The organism is Burkholderia sp. BE12 (assembly GCF_002959955.1).
GTDB lineage: Bacteria > Pseudomonadota > Gammaproteobacteria > Burkholderiales > Burkholderiaceae > Burkholderia.
Map to the genome: position 1 here is coordinate 83,997 of NZ_PREY01000016.1, position 15,395 is coordinate 99,391.

The window sequence follows — 15,395 nt, forward strand, 5'->3', positions numbered from 1 at the left end:
CCGACGCAAAAAAGGCGCGTGCTCCGCAACCGGAACGACGCGCCAAACCTGGTACGACAACCTGAACGCCGCGCGACGGCAGCGCGACCGGCGCCGCGGCTCAGCGCACGAGAAATCCGTACGTGAGCGGATCGCGCTCGTCGACGATCCAGTTCGCGAACCCGCAGATATGCGCGCTGCCTTCCACTTCCGGGATCACGGCCGGGATGTCGCCGACCGTCGTTTCGCGCAGCACACGCCCCTTGAAGACCGTGCCGACGATCGACTCGTTGACGAGCGTGTCGCCCGCCGCGAGCAGCCCGCGCTGGTAGAGCTGCGCGACGCGCCCGCCGGTGCCGGAACCGGTCGGCGAGCGGTCGACCTCGCGATCCGCGAACACGCAGCAGTTCGCCTGCGTCGAACCCGCATGGCGCGGCGCGTTCGCGATGATCGTGCCGTAAATGTGGTTGATTTCCGGGATCTCCGGATGCACGACCGGATACTTCGCGTTCGCGGCCGCCTTCACTTCCGCGCCGAAGCGGATCAGTTTTTCGACCGCCGATTCGCGCACCGGCAGGTCGAACGGCGCGCCGTCGACATAGAAATAAAACGCGCCGCCATACGCGATGTCGCCGGTCACGGTGCCAAACGACGGCGTCTCGACCGACACGTCGCGCCGCCAGATGAACGACGGCACGTTGACGAAGCGCACGGGCCCCGCATGTTCGCCGTCCCACTTGACGAAGGCCTCGATGAAGCCGCACGGCGCGTCGATGCCGACTCGCGTCTCCGGCACCGTGCGCTGCACCCAGCCGAGTTCGACGGCCGCCGTCGACAGCGCGATCACGCCGTGTCCGCAATGGTCGCTGTAGCCTTCGTTGTGGACGAAGATCACGCCGAAATCGGCGTTCGGCGACACGGGCTCGGTCAGGTAGCCGCCGTACATGTCGGCGTGGCCGCGCGGTTCGAACATCAGCGCGCGGCGGATCTCGTCGGCGTGCTCCTTGAGCCACGCGCGGCGCTGGACGATCGTGTCGCCGGGCAGCCGCGGCAGCCCGCTCGTGACGATGCGGAACGCCTCGCCGCCGGTGTGCACCTCGACGGTGGAAAGGGAGCGGGAAATTTTCATGGTCGATGGGAATGCGTTGAAACGAAGGACGGCGGCTGGCCGCCGTCCGGTGACGGGCGGTGCGGCAGTTACTTGGCGTACGGTTGCGGCAGCCCGTTGCGGATCACGTAGACGGTCGTCGGCGCGCCTTTCAGGTCGCCGTTCGCGTCGAACGAATAGGTGCCCGCGACGCCCGCGTAGTTCGACTTCGCGAGCTGCGCGATCAGCTTCGGCTTGTCGGTGGTCGTGCCGGCCTTGACCATCGCGTCGGCGAGCAGCTTCACGCCGTCGTAGTAATTGACGCCGTAGACCTGCGTATCGGTGTGATACGCGTCGTGGTACTTCTTCAGGAATTCGCGGCCGGCCGGCGTCTTCTCGAGCGCGACACCGCCCTGCGCGCAATAGACGATCGACGCCGCCTCGCCCGCGACCTTGCCCATGTCGGCCGAGCAGATGCCGTCGCCGCCGAGCAGCTTCGCGCGCAAGCCCCGCTGCTTCATCTGCTTGGCCATCGGTGCGCCCTGCGCCGCATAGCCGCCGAGGAAGATCACGTCGGGGTTGCTCGCCTTGATCTTGGTGAGAATGCCAAGGAAATCGGTGGCCGACGAATTCGTGTATTCCTGGTCGACGATCCGGATGCCGTTCGCCTTCGCGACGTTCATGAACTGCTCGGCGACGCCCTGCCCGTATGCGGTGCGATCGTCGATCACGGCGGCGGTTTTCGCGTTCAGCGTCTTCGCGGCGAACGTGGCCATCGTGCCGCCGAGCTGCTCGTCGCTCGCGCCGATCCGGAAGATGTTCTTGAAGCCCTGCTTCGTCAGCGCCGGGTTCGACGCGACCGGCAGGATCGGCACGCCGGCGTTCGCATACACGCGCGAGGCCGGAATCGCGACGCCCGAGTTGTACGGTCCGAGCACCGCGACGACGCCCTTGTCGACGAGGTTCTGCGCGATCTGCACGCCGGCCTTCGGATCGGCCTGGTCGTCATCGGAAACCAGTTTGAAGGTCACGGTCTTGCCGCCGACCTTCACGCCGGCCTTGTTGAGCTCGTCGACCGCGAGCCGCGCACCGTTTTCGTTGTCCTTGCCGTTGGCGGCCTGCGGGCCCGTCAGCGGCGCCGAATGGCCGATCGTCACGACTTCCTGCGCGTGCGCGGAAGTCAGCGCACCGGCGGCAATAGCCACCGAAAGCGCGGTCATGAGGTGTCGCATGATGTCTCCTGATTGGTTTTTTGTGAAACCAATGTAGGACACGTATGGTCACGGCGCAAGCAATTTCAAAATAATTCCGGATGTTTTGGTCACGTTAAAGACCAGAACGAACGCGCGTGCAGGCGTACTACTTCGGCGCGATATCGCGCCGCACGCGGCGAATGTGCTGTTCGACATAGAACGCAGCCGCATCGGCATCGCCGGACACGATCGCCTCGTAGATCAGCCGGTGCTCGGACACGTAGAGCCGGATCCGGCCCGCGTCGTAGATGCCGTCGTCCTTCAGCCGCTTCCACAGCGGCTGGTCCATCGTCTTCGCGACTTCGTCCGCGATCTTCACGATCAGCGCATCGCCGGTCATCAGCGCGAGCTGTCGGTGAAACAGCCGGTCGCTCTCGTTCCACAGCGCGCGCTGATGCGGATCGTCGACGTCGGTGATGGTTTCCATCTGCGCGAGATAGAGCTCGGCGCCGGGGTCGGCGCGGCCATGGGCGGCCGCGAGGCGCGCGATCGCAGGCTCCAGGATCAGCCGCACGTCGAGCGTCGAAGTCGGGCTGAAGTCGGCCTCGGACGCCGTGTGCGCATCGCCGCGCTGCGCGAGCACGTCGAGCGGAGCCGCGACGACGTAGGTGCCCGAATTGCGCTTCGTGAACACAAGCCCTTCGTTCTGCAACGCGCCGAGCGCTTCGCGCACAGCCGGCCGGCCGACCTGGAACAGCGCCGCGAGCTCGCGTTCGGACGGCAGCCGCGATTCGGCCGCGTAGCGTCCCGCACGGATCTCGTCGCGGATCTTTTCGGCTACCTGCTCGTAGATCTGCAGCGGCCTGAAACCGCCTTCGAGTGAATCGGGACGCGCGGACATCATCGTGTGGCTCCTGCCCGTTCGCGGGCGTGGATCTGGAATGGGTTCGCACTATACCGGAGCGGCGCGGGCAGCGCGGCAGCGGCGAGCCTTCTGGCCAGATATTAGAACCAAAATCCACGAAGTGCTTTATTTTCTGGGTTGCAGGCGCGCCAGCAAGTGGTATAGATTCGATCCACACTGCCCTGTGCCACGGTATCCGGCAGACCTGCGGCGGGCGCGGCATGCGTCCGCCGTTCACGCTCACCGACGCCCACGACGGACACGATGACCGCCATTTCCCCCATTCCCGTTTTCGACGCGGCCGATACGGCCGCGCTGCTCGACTACCCGGCGCTGCTCGCCACGCTCAGGCAAGCGGTCGCCGAGTATGCGGCGGGCGACATCGTCAGCCCCGAACGCCTGGTCGTGCCGCTGCAAGGCGGCGGCGTGATGCTGTCGATGCCGTCGAGCGCGCACGACCTGGCGAGCCACAAGCTCGTGAACGTGTGCCCCGGCAACGGCGCGCGCGGGCTGCCGACGATCCTCGGCCAGGTCACCGCGTACGACGCCACCACCGGAGCCATGCGCTTCGCGCTCGATGGGCCGACCGTCACCGGCCGCCGCACGGCGGCGATCACCGCGCTCGGCATCCAGGCGCTGCATGGCGCCGCGCCCCGCGACATCCTGCTGATCGGCACCGGCAAGCAGGCGGCCAATCACGCGGAAGCGCTCGCGGCGATCTTTCCGGAGGCGCGCCTTCACGTGCGCGGCACGAGCGCGGTCGGCGCGGCCGCCTTCTGCGCCGCCCATCGCACGCATGCGCCGCGACTCGCGCCGCTCGACGGCGACGCGGTTCCCGATGCGATCGACGTGGTCGTCACGCTGACGACGAGCCGCACGCCCGTCTACCGCGACGCCGCGCGCGAAGGCCGGCTCGTGGTCGGCGTCGGCGCGTTCACCGCGGATGCCGCCGAGATCGACGCGAGCACGGTGCATGGCAGCCGGCTCGTCGTCGACGATCCGGCCGGCGCGCGCCACGAAGCCGGCGACCTGATCGTCGCGCAGGTCGACTGGCAGCACGTCGCGTCGCTCGCCGACGTGCTGAACGGCACATTCGCCCGCGGCGGCCCGCTGCTGTTCAAGAGCGTCGGCTGCGCCGCGTGGGACCTGGCCGCGTGCCGCACCGCGCGCGACGCGCTGGCCGCGCGCGGCGCCGGCTGACCCGGCCGCGCAACCACTGGCGCCGCTCGCGCGGCATCGCATCGCCCGCGGCCACGCCGGCGATTTCCCGTACGCGGTGTAGGAAACGCCCTACACCGCGTCGAAGCGGCCTACACGAAGTTCCAATTCGGCCGATTTCAATTTCGGCGGCGCAACACGATACTGCCGGCATGAATGCCAGCCTGTCACCCGCCGCGCTCAGGGTGTTCCTCGTCGATCACGCTGTGGCCGTCCGCCAGCGGATCGCGCTGCTCGTCGGCGCGATCCGCGGCGTGGTCGTCGTGGGCGAAGCGGAAGACGGCCAGGACGCGTGGCCGCAGATCCGCAGCAGTCGCGCGGACGTGGTGATCGTCGACGTGCGGCTCGCGGACGGCAGCGGTCTCGACCTGATCGGGATGCTGTCGAAGGCCGCGCCGCGCATCGTCACGATCGTGCTGACGAACCACTCGGCGCCGGCATTCAGAGAGGCATGCGCGACGGCGGGAGCCGACTACTTCTTCGACAAGACCGTCGAATTCGACGCCGCGTGCCGTGTCATCGAATCCCTGGTGCACGCTCGCGTGCACCGCCCCTGACGAGCCGGAGCGACTCATGTCCACCGCCACCGCCTGCGCCGCCGACGTGTCCGTCGTATCCCGGCCCACGATTGCCCTGCGCCCGACCGCGCGTGCCGACGCCGCCAAGCATCCGGCCGCCCGCTGCTCGGCCTGCGCGATGCGCTCGATGTGCCTGCCGCCGCACCTGACGGCCGCCGAATACGGCCGCCTCGACGCGATCATCTGCACGACGCGACAGGTTCGCCAGGGCGACGCACTGTTTCGCACCGACGATCCGTTCCAGAGCATCTATGCGGTGCGCGCGGGGTCGTTCAAGACGGTGATGATGCACCGCGACGGCCGCGAGCACGTGACGGGCTTCCAGATCGCCGGCGAAACGCTCGGGATGGACGGCATCGGCGGCGGGCAGCACTGCTGCGATGCGATCGCGCTGGAAGACAGCGTGGTGTGCATCATCCCGTTCGGCGCGCTCGAAGCCGCGTGCCGCGAGATGAAGCCGATGCAGCACTTCCTATACCAGATGCTGAGCAGCGAGATCGTCCGCGAATCGAGCCAGATGCTGCTGCTCGGCACGATGTCGGCCGAGCAGCGCGTCGCGCATTTCCTGCTGAACCTGTCGTCGCGGTTCGAGGCGCGCGGCTATTCGGCAACCGAATTCAACCTGCGGATGACGCGCGAGGAAATCGGCTGCTATCTCGGGATGAAGCTCGAAACCGTCAGCCGAATGTTCTCGCGGTTCCATCGCGAAGCGCTCGTCGAAACGCGCGGCAAGCGCGTGCGCATCATCGACACGCAAGCGCTCGCGCGGGTCTGACACACGGCGCCGGATCGCCGGCGCGCGGCCTCACCGCATCGCGTCGCCGATCGCCGCGTCGCGCAGCGTCGCCGTTGCTGCGCCCGCCTGCCACGCGATCAGCGCCTGTTCCGCCTGGGCGAACGCGCGGCGCAGCGCATCGTCCACGTCGGCGCCGACGCACGGCGGCAGCGACGTGAGCGCCGCGTCGTGCATCACCAGGTCGAGCCGCACGTCGTACAGGCGGGCGCCATCGGCCGCCATGCGCGATTCGATCGCGAGATGGCAGCCGTCGATCAACGCGCGAAACCGTTCCAGCCGCACCAGTTGCGCGCCGGCTTCGGCCTCGACCGCTGCCGAACCCGTGAATCCGAGGCAGGCGATCTGCATGCCCACGCCCATGTCGTCTCTCCTGACGAGGCCGCCCGCTCGTCGACCGCCTTGCATGTGCCGGCCGCCTCACGATCGGGCGGCACGTGTTTCCCGTGGCGCGGCGCGCATTTTTCGATCGCGGCCGGCCGATAATCTGCCCGCGCCTGGCCGGCGCGGGACCGTTCATACCTTGAAGACCTGCGACGCCTTCATCTCGATCCACGTCATGCCGGCCCGCAACCCTTCGATCATCGCCTCGCGCTCGGTCGGATACGCGTGGCTGTGCTCGAACGTATGATGAAACCGCGCGGCGCCGGCGCCGTGCTCGACCGACACGCGGCAGCGGAACTCGCCCGATTCGCACGGGCGCGTCTCCACTTCGACCGACCAGTCGCGTTCGTGAATGTTGCCCTGCAGTGTCATGCGCCCTCCTGCGGTATCAGCCTTCGAGCCGGAAGTGCCCGCTGTGCAGCAGCACCGGCCGGCCGCCGATTTCCTCCAGCATGCGTCGCGCCATCGCCTCGATGGCCGGCCGGTGCGCATCGAATGCGCTCAGCAGATCGCGTTCGAGCAGCGACCGCGCGCCGAAATGGTCTTCCAGCGCCTCGGCGGTGACCGCGCACTGGACGCAACGCCCGTCGACCAGCGCGGAAAACGCGACGACCAGGTCGCGCGCGCAGTATTCCGGCGGTTCGGGCGGGAAAGTAATGTGCATCTGTCGGTCTGTCATCGTCGTGATGGCTCCATGACGAGAGCATAGTGGCGCGCGCGACCGCGCGCTTGACCCACGTCAACGGGTTCGCTGCACTGCACGATCACGGCGCCGTCGCTTCAGCCCGCTTCAGTCTCGATCGCCGCGCCGCGCTCCGCGAGCAGCTCGCGCAGCACGCTGCGGTGGCAATGGCGCTCGTCGTCGCAGTAGCAGCCGATCGAGAACGCGGTGGTCGCCGACAGCGCGGCCAGCAAATCCAGCACCTTCGCCGGATCGCCGTGCGCCATCTCCGCGCGGAAGTGGCGCTTGAACGCTTTCCATTCGGCGTCGGTTTCGGCGGCCTGCGCCTGCGCGACGAGTTCGGGGCTCGGCGACAGCGTCGGCAACCATACATCATAGTAGTTGCGCGTCGCGAATTCCGCCTTCGGCACGCCGCGCGGCGGCCGCCGCACCGTGCCGATCCGCAGGCCTTCGCCGGCCGCGCGCGGCGTGCCGAGCTGGATGATCCGGATGCCCATGTCGCTCCTCTGCTCCTCTGTATTGCGTACGATCCCGTGATCGTACCGCCGCGCCTGCCCGTGCGTCAGCCGGGCATCGCACATGACGGCCGCGCAACAAAAAACCGGCTGTTCCCGCGACGGGACGCAGCCGGTTCCGCATCGTGGCGCGTCGCCGCGCCGCGTTCAGACGCCGCTCTTCAGCACCTTGCCGATCGCATCCGCGACGATGCCGACGTTCGAATCGTTCAGGCCCGCGACGCACATGCGGCCCGAGCGCAGGATGTACACGCCGTGCACCTCGCGCAGCGCGTCGACCTGCGATTCGGTCAGGCCCGTGTACGTGAACATCCCGCGCTGCTTCACGTAACGCGTGAGGGCTTCGCCGCTCACGTGGTCGCGCAGGCCGTCGTGGATCGACTGGCGCATCCGCGCGATGCGGCGGCACATCGCCGACAGCTCCTCTTCCCACTGCTTGCGCAGCGCCGGCGTGCCGAGCACGGCCGCGACGACCTTCGCGCCGTAGGTCTGCGGGTTGCTGTAGTTCGAGCGCACGGCGCCCGCCAGCTGGCCGAGCACGCGCTCGGCCGCGGCCGCGTCTTCGCAGACGACGCTCAGGCCGCCCACGCGCTCGCCGTACAGCGAGAAGTTCTTCGAGAACGAGTTCGCGACGAGCGTCGGCACGCCGCGGCGGGCCAGTTCGCGCACCGCGAACGCGTCCGCGTCGAGGCCCGCGCCGAAGCCCTGGTACGCCATGTCGACGAACGGCAGCAGCCCGCGCGCCTCGATCGCGTCGATCAGCTTCTCCCACTGGCCTTCGTCGAGATCGACGCCGGTCGGGTTATGGCAGCACGCGTGCAGCAGCACGATGCTGCGCGCCGGCAGCGCGTCGATCGCCGCGAGCATCGCGTCGAACTTCAGGCCGCCCGTCGCCTCGTCGTAGTACGGGTACGTGTTTACCGTGAAGCCGGCGCGCTCGAAGATGAAGCGGTGGTTTTCCCAGCTCGGATCGCTGAGCCACACCTGCGAATCCGGGAAATAGCGCTTCAGGAAATCGGCGCCGACCTTCAGCGCGCCCGAGCCGCCGAGCGTCTGCAGCGTCGCGATGCGGCCGGCCGCGCGGGCCGGGTGATCGGCGCCGAACACCAGCGATTGCACGGCCTCGCGGTACGCGGCCAGACCGACCATCGGCAGGTACGGCTTCGGGCCGCTGTCGCGCTGCAGCGCGGTTTCGGCTTCGCGCACGGCGCCCATCACCGGAATCCGGCCTTCGGCGTCGAAATAGATCCCGATGCTCAGGTTGACCTTCTGATCGCGCGGATCTTTCTGGAAGTTCTCGTTGAGCGTCAGGATCGGATCGCCCGGGTACGCGTCGATGTGTTCGAACATGGCTTGAGTCGGTCTCGTTTGGAAGAAGGGTCGTCGTGGCCTGCGTCAGCGTGCGGAGGCGCCGTCGTGCACCGCAAAGCCCGCATTCTTCTGACGGAAGCGATACCCGATCGCGAGCACCGCGAGCCATACCGGGATCAGGTACACCGACAGGCGGAGATCCGGCGTCAGGTACATCACGACGAGAATGCCGGCCATGAATGCCAGGCACAGGTAATTCGTGAAAGGATAGCCCAGACTGCGGAAGGAAGTCTCCTCCCCGGCAGCACGCTTGGCCTGGCGGAACTTCAGGTGGATCAGGCTGATCATCGCCCAGTTGATGATCAGCGCCGACACGACGAGGCCCATCAGCACCTCGAACGCCTTGCCCGGCATGAAGTAGTTGACCAGCACGCACACGCCGGTCGCGAGCGCCGACGCGCCGAGCGCCGCGAGCGGGATGCCGCGCTTGTTCACCGAGCACAGCACCTTCGGCGCGTTGCCCTGCCGCGCGAGGCCGAACAGCATCCGGCTGTTGCAGTACACGCCGCTGTTGTAGACCGACAGCGCGGCCGTCAGCACGACGACGTTCAGCACGTTCGCGACCAGATTGCTGCTCAGCGCGTGGAAAATCAGCACGAACGGGCTGCCGCCGCTGACGACCTTCTCCCACGGGTACAGCGACAGCAGCACGGCCAGTGCGCCGATGTAGAAAATCAGGATACGGTAGATGACCTGGTTGGTCGCGCGCGGGATGCTGCGCTTCGGATCGTCGGCCTCGGCCGCGGTGATGCCGACGAGTTCGAGCCCGCCGAACGAGAACATGATCGCGGCCATCGACATCACGAGGCCCGACACGCCGTTCGGGAAGAAGCCGCCGTGCTGCCACAGGTTCCGGACGGTCGCTTCCGGCCCTGCGTGACCGCTCGCGAGCAGCCAGCCGCCGAAGCCGATCATCCCGACGATCGCGGCAACCTTGATGATCGAGAACCAGAATTCCGTCTCGCCGTACGACTTCACGCTGGTGAGGTTGATCAGGTTGATGACGACGAAGAACACGAGCGCCGACACCCAGGTCGGCACGCCCGGCCACCAGTACTGCACGTAGATCCCGACGGCCGACAGTTCGGCCATGCTGACGAGGATGTACAGCACCCAGTAGTTCCAGCCGGACAGGAAGCCGGTGAAGTGGCCGAAGTACTTGTTCGCGAAATAGCTGAACGACCCCGCGACGGGTTCGTCGACCACCATCTCGCCGAGCTGGCGCATGATGAAGAACGCAACGATGCCGGCCACCGCATAGCCGAGCAGCACGGACGGGCCGGCCATCTTGATCGTCTGCGCGATGCCGAGGAACAGCCCCGTGCCGAGCGCGCCGCCGAGCGCGATCAGCTGGATGTGCCGGTTCTTCAGCCCGCGCTTCAGGCCGTCGCTCTCGTTTCCAGAAACCATGTCTTCTCCACTCTGTCCGCCTCCGCCGGAAGCGGTGCGGCGCGCCTCGGTGTGCCGGGCGCTGTTTTGCTGTGCCGGCGGCCGTTCGTGGAGCCGCCGGGTTGGGGACTGCAATCCTCGCGTGGCGGCATCCGATTCGCGTCGGCGTGCGGCCAGATCGACCGCCGACTCGTCCGCCCACGCCGCATTGCCGCGGCCGCACACGAAAATCCGGCGTCAGTTTAGCGTCGCGACGGCGAAATCGGGTTGCGTAACCCGCTCATGCAAACCCTACATTATGAGATAAGATTGCATCCAGGAGACAAATGAGGAAACAAAAATGCCTGAACCGGTTCTCGATCGCATCGATCGCCACTTGCTGTCGGTGTTGCAGGAGAACGGCCGCGCGTCGAATCTCGACCTGGCGAAAGCGGTCGGCCTGTCGCCCGCGCAGACGTTGCGACGCCACCGGCGGCTGGAGGAGATCGGCGCGATCCGCCGTTACGAAACGCGGCTGTGCCCCGATACGCTCGGGTTCGGTGTCACCGCGTTCGTGCACGTGACGATGGAGCGCGGGCATATCCGCGATTTGTCGAAATTCCAGAAACTCGTGTCGGATCTCGCGCAGATTCAGGAGTGTTTCTCGGTGACGGGCGACATCGACTATGTGCTGAAAGTCGTCGCGCACGATCTGAAAGGGTTGTCGCGATTCCTGCTCGAGACGCTGATGCGCATTCCCGGCGTGAGCGGCGTGCATTCGAGCGTGTGCCTCGACGAAATCAAGTGTACGAGTGCGATGCCGCTGGAAGGCTGACACGCTCCGCTCGGCGCGCTGGGCCAGTGCGTTCAGCTCACCGCCTCGAACGCACCGATCAACAACGCCCCCGTCGCGATCACCGCGCAACCGGCCGCCCGGCGCGGCGTCAGCCGCTCGCCGAGATAGACGCGCGCAATCAGCGCCGCGAACACCACGCTCGTCTCCCGCAGCGCCGACACCGGCCCCATCGGCGCGCGATCCATCGCCCAGATCACGATGCCGTATGCGAGCGCCGCGAACACGCCGCCGCACGCGGCCTTCGCCGTCTCGCCGACATCCTGCGTCAACCGCAGCGGCCCCGCCCGCAGCCGGTAGTACGCGGCCATCATCGCACCCGTCAGCACGAACATCCACGCGGTATAGCCGACCGTGCTGCCGCTTTCGCGCACACCGATCCCGTCGACCACGCTGTACGCCGCGATCGACACGCCGGTCGCGACCGCGGTCGGCAGCACCTGCATCATCCGGTGTTTCGCGCCGCGTCCGCGCTCCAGCCCGATCGCCATGATGCCCGCGCAGATCAGCACGAGCCCGCATTGCGCACCGATGTTCAGACGCTCGCCCGCGAACGCCGCCGCGCCGAGCGTGACGAGCAGCGGCGCCGTGCCGCGTGCGACCGGATACGCGACGCTCAGGTCGCCGTGCTCGTACGCACGCACGAGCAGCAGCGTATAGACGACGTGGGTCACGGCCGACGCGACGACGCAGAGCCAGCTCGCCGCCGCGATCGGCGCGGCAGCCGGCAGGAACAGCAGCGCGAACAGCCCGATCGCGATCTGCAGCACCGTGGCCGAGCGCAGCCGGTCGCCGCTGCTGCGCACCAGCGCATTCCATGACGCGTGCAGGAACGCCGCGCACAGCACGGCGAACAGAACGGGAATCGGCACGCTGAAACCTCCCTGACGGTCAAGCTGCGCGATGCGCGGCAGGCGTTCATCGTATGAATGCGTCACCGGATTGTCAAAAAAGCGACTTGCGGTCCGCCGTACAGGAGTCGGCCGCCTGTTCCCAGTCGCCCGCCCTGCGCTGCGTTCGCCGCAAGCGGCCCGCACCCCGCGACATGTGACGCGGAGGTTGCCGGCGGTCCGCCCCTTACCGTTCTCTTTCGTATCGCACCGCGTCGTAATGAAATCGATACCGCAGCGCAACCATCGCGAAAACACTCCGTCCCCATATCTTCATACGCGGCTGTTCCAATGCGCGTGCCCCCTCACGAGCTCTGCGCCGAACCGACACGGCGACGGGGCCGTTCTCCACCATCGAAGGCCTTACCTGGAGTTTCCCGATGTTCCGTCAAGCCTTGCTCGTCACTGCCTGCGCAGCCGCAGCGCTGGCGCTGTTCGCCTGCGGCGGCAGCGACGATTCCACGCCGACGCCCGCCGTGTCGTCGCAGGATGCGCTGCAGACCGCCACGCCGATCAAGCACGTCGTCGTGATCTACGGCGAAAACATCTCGTTCGACCACTACTTCGGCACCTACCCGAACGCGACGAATCCGTCGGGCGAACCGGCCTTCACCGCGAAATCCGGCACGCCGACGCCGAACGGCCTGACGGGCACGCTGCTCACCGCGAATCCGAACTTCACGAACACCGCCAACGGCACCGACGCGGCGAACCCGTTCCGCCTCGACCGCACGCAGGCCGCGACCGCCGACCAGAACCACGCGTACACCGCCGAACAGCAGGCCGAGGACAACGGCCTTGCGGACCTGTTCCCGAAGTACACGGGCAAGGGCTCGTCCGGCGGCGCCGGTGCGTTCGGCACGAAGGGCCAGGTGATGGGCTACTTCGACGGCAACACGGTGACCGCGCTGTGGAACTACGCGCAGCGCTTTGCCATGAGCGACAACACGTTCACGACGGTCTACGGTCCGTCGACGCCGGGCGCGCTGAACGTCGTGGCGGGGCAGACCAACGGGATGCAGATCGTCAAGACGTCGAAGCAGCCGTCGACGCTCGCCGCCACCTCGTACTACATCAACGACGGCCAGGGCGGCTTCACGATGATCAACGACGTCGACCCGGGCTTCGACGTGTGTTCGAGCACGACCGACCAGGCGATGATGACCGGCAAGAACATCGGCGACCTGCTGAACGCCGCGAAGATCACGTGGGGCGGCTTCATGGGCGGCTTCAACCTGGCGACGACGAACGGCAACGGCACGACGGGCTGCGCGCGCAGCACGGTCGCCACCGCCGTGAACGCCGCGACGTCCGACTACATCCCGCACCACAACTGGTTCCAGTACTACGCGTCGACCGCGAACCCGCAACACACGCGCCCGAGCTCGCTCGCGGCGATCGGTTCGAGCGTGGAGACCGACGGCAAGACGGCCGAACCGGCGAACCACCAGTACGACACGGACGACTTCTTCGCCGCCGTGAAGGCCGGCAACTTCCCGTCGGTCAGCTACCTGAAGGCGCCGGCCGCGCAGGACGGGCATGCGGGCTATTCGGATCCGCTCGACGAGCAGGCGTTCGTGACGAAGGTCGTCAACTTCCTGCAGCAGCAGCCGGACTGGCAGAACACGGCCGTGATCGTCACCTATGACGACTCGGACGGCTGGTACGACCACGTGTACACGCCGCCGACGCACGCATCGTCGGACCCGGTCGACCAGCTCAACGGCGCCGGCAAGTGCGGCACGGGCGGTTCCACCGGCGTGAACGGCGCGACCGTGAACGGCCGCTGCGGCCCGGGCGTGCGCATTCCGCTGGTCGTGATCTCGCCGTATGCGAAGCAGAACTACGTCGATCACACGATGCTCGACCAGTCGTCCGTCGTGCGCTTCATCGAGGACAACTGGCTCGGCGGCCAGCGTATCGGCGGCGGCTCGTTCGATGCGACGGCGGGCGACCTGCGCAACCTGTTCGACTTCTCGTCGAAGCCGAACACGACGCCGCTGTATCTCGACCCGACGCTCGGCACCGCGTTGAGCGCCGCACCGTCGATCTGACCGTCACGGCCTGACCGCATGGCCGGCGCATGATGCGCCGGCCGTTTCCATTTCTGCGCGCCGCTTCGTGCGACGCCCGTTTTTCGATCGACAGCATGACAGCTCGCCCCGCGTTTCCGTCTCCCGATGCCTCCGGCACGCCCGCGCCGCGCGCCCCTTCCCGCCTGCTGCGCCGCGCGGCATTCGTGCTCAGCGCGGCCGTGATCGGCTATGGCGCGTTCGCTATCGCGTTTCCCGCGCAGGTACCGGCGGCGATCGGCACCGTGGTCGCCGACTGGACCGGCGCGAACCCGCATCCGGTCGTGCTGCAACGGCCCGCCGCGCAGCCGCTGTCGGCGGTCGCGCAGCTCGGGCGCGCGCTGTTCCACGATCCGTCGCTGTCGGCGTCGGGCAAGCAGTCGTGCGCGTCGTGCCACAGCCCCGATCATGCGTACGGCCCGCCGAATGCGCTCGACGTGCAGCCGGGCGGCCTCGCGATGGCGCAGCAGGGCTATCGTCCGCCGCCGTCGCTGATGTATCTGTACCGCCAGCCGAATTTCAGCATCGGCCCCGATGCCGGTGAAAACGACGCCGCGCCGAGCGTCGCCCAACAGGCCACGGCGGCGGCCGGCGTCGTCAAGGCGCAGAAGGTGGCCGGCACGTCGGCCGCGCCGCAGCTCGTGCCGCAGGGCGGGATGTTCTGGGACGGTCGCGCCGATACGCTGCAGCAACAGGCGTTCGGCCCGCTGCTGAATCCGGTCGAAATGGCCAACGCGAGTGTCGACGACGTCGCGCACAAGCTCGCGCAATCGTCGCATCGCGCGCAACTGGAACAATTGTTCGGCGCGCGCGTGTTCGACAGCTCGCAACTCGCGGTGTCGGAAGCGATGTTCGCCATCGCGCGCTATCAGGTCGAGGATCCGTCGTTCCATCCGTACGACAGCAAGTACGACCGCTGGCTCGAAGGCCGTGCGCGTCTCACGCAGGCCGAACTGCGCGGGCTGCGCCTGTTCAACGATCCGGACAAGGCGAATTGCGCGGGCTGCCACTTGTCGAAACCCGGCAAGGACGGGCTGCCGCCGATGTTTACCGATTACCAGTACGAGGCGCTCGGCGCGCCGCGCAACCGCGCGCTCGCGCAGAACCGCAACCCCGCGTTCTACGATCTCGGCGTGTGCGGGCCGTTCCGCGACGACCTGAAGGACCAGACGCAGTACTGCGGAATGTTCCTGACGCCGACGCTGCGCAACGCGGCGACGCGCCACGTGTTCTTCCACAACGGCGTGTTCCATACGCTCGACCAGGTAATGGCGTTCTACAACGAGCGCAGCATCTCGCCGCAGAAGTTTTATTCGCGCGGCGCGGACGGCAAGGTGGACGAATACGACGACATTCCGCCGAAATATCGCGCGAACGTCGACGTGACCGATGCGCCTTTCGATCGCAAGCCGGGCGACAAGCCCGCGATGACGGCGCAGGACATCAAGGATATCGAAGCGTTTCTCGGCACGCTGACGGACGCGCCGGCGCAACACTGAGCGCCTGCC

At 67.5% G+C, this 15,395-nt stretch carries 16 protein-coding genes; 6 read left to right on the top strand and 10 right to left on the bottom strand.

What is annotated here, in order from left to right:
- Nucleotides 1-100: 100 nt before the first annotated feature.
- The 3 genes from lhpH to C4B30_RS19425 form a co-directional block, all read right to left on the bottom strand.
- Nucleotides 101-1,108, bottom strand: coding sequence for a trans-3-hydroxy-L-proline dehydratase (lhpH, locus tag C4B30_RS19415; protein WP_027782998.1), 1,008 nt, complete (start codon nt 1,106-1,108; stop codon nt 101-103).
- Between the two features lie 68 nt (nt 1,109-1,176).
- Nucleotides 1,177-2,298, bottom strand: coding sequence for a branched-chain amino acid ABC transporter substrate-binding protein (locus tag C4B30_RS19420; RefSeq protein ID WP_105132827.1), 1,122 nt, complete (start codon nt 2,296-2,298; stop codon nt 1,177-1,179).
- 127 nt (nt 2,299-2,425) lie between these two features.
- Nucleotides 2,426-3,163, bottom strand: coding sequence for a FadR/GntR family transcriptional regulator (locus C4B30_RS19425; RefSeq protein WP_105132828.1), 738 nt, complete (start codon nt 3,161-3,163; stop codon nt 2,426-2,428).
- A gap of 264 nt (nt 3,164-3,427) precedes the next feature.
- Here C4B30_RS19425 and lhpI point away from each other — a divergent pair, with 264 nt between their 5' ends.
- From lhpI to C4B30_RS19440, 3 genes are all read left to right on the top strand, one after another.
- The gene (lhpI, locus tag C4B30_RS19430) at nt 3,428-4,363 is read left to right on the top strand and encodes a bifunctional Delta(1)-pyrroline-2-carboxylate/Delta(1)-piperideine-2-carboxylate reductase (protein ID WP_089501733.1); all 936 of its coding nucleotides are present in this window, start codon (nt 3,428-3,430) and stop codon (nt 4,361-4,363) included.
- A 170-nt stretch (nt 4,364-4,533) separates the two neighbouring features.
- Nucleotides 4,534-4,938, top strand: coding sequence for a response regulator transcription factor (locus C4B30_RS19435; RefSeq protein ID WP_027782993.1), 405 nt, complete (start codon nt 4,534-4,536; stop codon nt 4,936-4,938).
- A 16-nt stretch (nt 4,939-4,954) separates the two neighbouring features.
- The gene (locus tag C4B30_RS19440) at nt 4,955-5,734 is read left to right on the top strand and encodes a helix-turn-helix domain-containing protein (protein ID WP_027782992.1); all 780 of its coding nucleotides are present in this window, start codon (nt 4,955-4,957) and stop codon (nt 5,732-5,734) included.
- 30 nt (nt 5,735-5,764) lie between these two features.
- Here the strand turns inward: C4B30_RS19440 and C4B30_RS19445 are convergent, their stop codons facing one another.
- The 6 genes from C4B30_RS19445 to C4B30_RS19470 form a co-directional block, all read right to left on the bottom strand.
- Nucleotides 5,765-6,115, bottom strand: coding sequence for a metal ABC transporter ATPase (locus C4B30_RS19445; protein ID WP_105132829.1), 351 nt, complete (start codon nt 6,113-6,115; stop codon nt 5,765-5,767).
- Between the two features lie 153 nt (nt 6,116-6,268).
- A complete protein-coding gene (locus C4B30_RS19450) occupies nt 6,269-6,508 on the bottom strand; it encodes a hypothetical protein (RefSeq protein WP_027782990.1) in 240 nt (79 codons plus the stop codon).
- Nucleotides 6,509-6,524: 16 nt separating this feature from the next.
- The gene (locus C4B30_RS19455) at nt 6,525-6,815 is read right to left on the bottom strand and encodes a DUF1488 domain-containing protein (protein WP_105132830.1); all 291 of its coding nucleotides are present in this window, start codon (nt 6,813-6,815) and stop codon (nt 6,525-6,527) included.
- A 101-nt stretch (nt 6,816-6,916) separates the two neighbouring features.
- On the bottom strand, nt 6,917-7,315 hold the full coding sequence (locus C4B30_RS19460) for a DUF488 domain-containing protein (protein ID WP_027782988.1): 399 nt from the start codon (nt 7,313-7,315) through the stop codon (nt 6,917-6,919).
- 165 nt (nt 7,316-7,480) lie between these two features.
- Nucleotides 7,481-8,683, bottom strand: a complete 1,203-nt coding sequence (locus tag C4B30_RS19465) for an amino acid aminotransferase (RefSeq protein WP_105132831.1) — start codon at nt 8,681-8,683, stop codon at nt 7,481-7,483.
- Nucleotides 8,684-8,728: 45 nt separating this feature from the next.
- Nucleotides 8,729-10,114 (bottom strand): amino acid permease, encoded by a 1,386-nt coding sequence (locus C4B30_RS19470; protein ID WP_027782986.1) that lies wholly within the window; start codon nt 10,112-10,114, stop codon nt 8,729-8,731.
- Between the two features lie 319 nt (nt 10,115-10,433).
- Between C4B30_RS19470 and C4B30_RS19475 the strand changes: the two genes are divergently transcribed.
- Nucleotides 10,434-10,907, top strand: a complete 474-nt coding sequence (locus C4B30_RS19475) for an Lrp/AsnC family transcriptional regulator (protein WP_089501731.1) — start codon at nt 10,434-10,436, stop codon at nt 10,905-10,907.
- A 32-nt stretch (nt 10,908-10,939) separates the two neighbouring features.
- Here C4B30_RS19475 and C4B30_RS19480 read toward each other — a convergent pair whose 3' ends face one another.
- A complete protein-coding gene (locus tag C4B30_RS19480; protein ID WP_105132870.1) occupies nt 10,940-11,797 on the bottom strand; it encodes an EamA family transporter in 858 nt (285 codons plus the stop codon).
- Nucleotides 11,798-12,195: 398 nt separating this feature from the next.
- Here C4B30_RS19480 and C4B30_RS19485 point away from each other — a divergent pair, with 398 nt between their 5' ends.
- Together C4B30_RS19485 and C4B30_RS19490 are read left to right on the top strand one after the other, a co-directional pair.
- The gene (locus tag C4B30_RS19485; protein ID WP_105132832.1) at nt 12,196-13,869 is read left to right on the top strand and encodes a phospholipase C; all 1,674 of its coding nucleotides are present in this window, start codon (nt 12,196-12,198) and stop codon (nt 13,867-13,869) included.
- A 95-nt stretch (nt 13,870-13,964) separates the two neighbouring features.
- Nucleotides 13,965-15,386, top strand: a complete 1,422-nt coding sequence (locus C4B30_RS19490) for a cytochrome-c peroxidase (RefSeq protein WP_105132871.1) — start codon at nt 13,965-13,967, stop codon at nt 15,384-15,386.
- Nucleotides 15,387-15,395: the final 9 nt, after the last annotated feature.

Coding starts and splice junctions, on each gene's coding strand:
- C4B30_RS19470 (WP_027782986.1), bottom strand. CDS start 10,114: ATGGTTTCTGGAAACGAGAGCGACGGCCTGAAGCGCGGGCTGAAGAAC.
- C4B30_RS19435 (WP_027782993.1), top strand. CDS start 4,534: ATGAATGCCAGCCTGTCACCCGCCGCGCTCAGGGTGTTCCTCGTCGAT.
- C4B30_RS19465 (WP_105132831.1), bottom strand. CDS start 8,683: ATGTTCGAACACATCGACGCGTACCCGGGCGATCCGATCCTGACGCTC.
- C4B30_RS19455 (WP_105132830.1), bottom strand. CDS start 6,815: ATGACAGACCGACAGATGCACATTACTTTCCCGCCCGAACCGCCGGAA.
- C4B30_RS19420 (WP_105132827.1), bottom strand. CDS start 2,298: ATGCGACACCTCATGACCGCGCTTTCGGTGGCTATTGCCGCCGGTGCG.
- C4B30_RS19460 (WP_027782988.1), bottom strand. CDS start 7,315: ATGGGCATCCGGATCATCCAGCTCGGCACGCCGCGCGCGGCCGGCGAA.
- lhpI (WP_089501733.1), top strand. CDS start 3,428: ATGACCGCCATTTCCCCCATTCCCGTTTTCGACGCGGCCGATACGGCC.
- C4B30_RS19485 (WP_105132832.1), top strand. CDS start 12,196: ATGTTCCGTCAAGCCTTGCTCGTCACTGCCTGCGCAGCCGCAGCGCTG.
- C4B30_RS19445 (WP_105132829.1), bottom strand. CDS start 6,115: ATGGGCGTGGGCATGCAGATCGCCTGCCTCGGATTCACGGGTTCGGCA.
- C4B30_RS19440 (WP_027782992.1), top strand. CDS start 4,955: ATGTCCACCGCCACCGCCTGCGCCGCCGACGTGTCCGTCGTATCCCGG.
- C4B30_RS19490 (WP_105132871.1), top strand. CDS start 13,965: ATGACAGCTCGCCCCGCGTTTCCGTCTCCCGATGCCTCCGGCACGCCC.
- lhpH (WP_027782998.1), bottom strand. CDS start 1,108: ATGAAAATTTCCCGCTCCCTTTCCACCGTCGAGGTGCACACCGGCGGC.
- C4B30_RS19475 (WP_089501731.1), top strand. CDS start 10,434: ATGCCTGAACCGGTTCTCGATCGCATCGATCGCCACTTGCTGTCGGTG.
- C4B30_RS19450 (WP_027782990.1), bottom strand. CDS start 6,508: ATGACACTGCAGGGCAACATTCACGAACGCGACTGGTCGGTCGAAGTG.
- C4B30_RS19425 (WP_105132828.1), bottom strand. CDS start 3,163: ATGATGTCCGCGCGTCCCGATTCACTCGAAGGCGGTTTCAGGCCGCTG.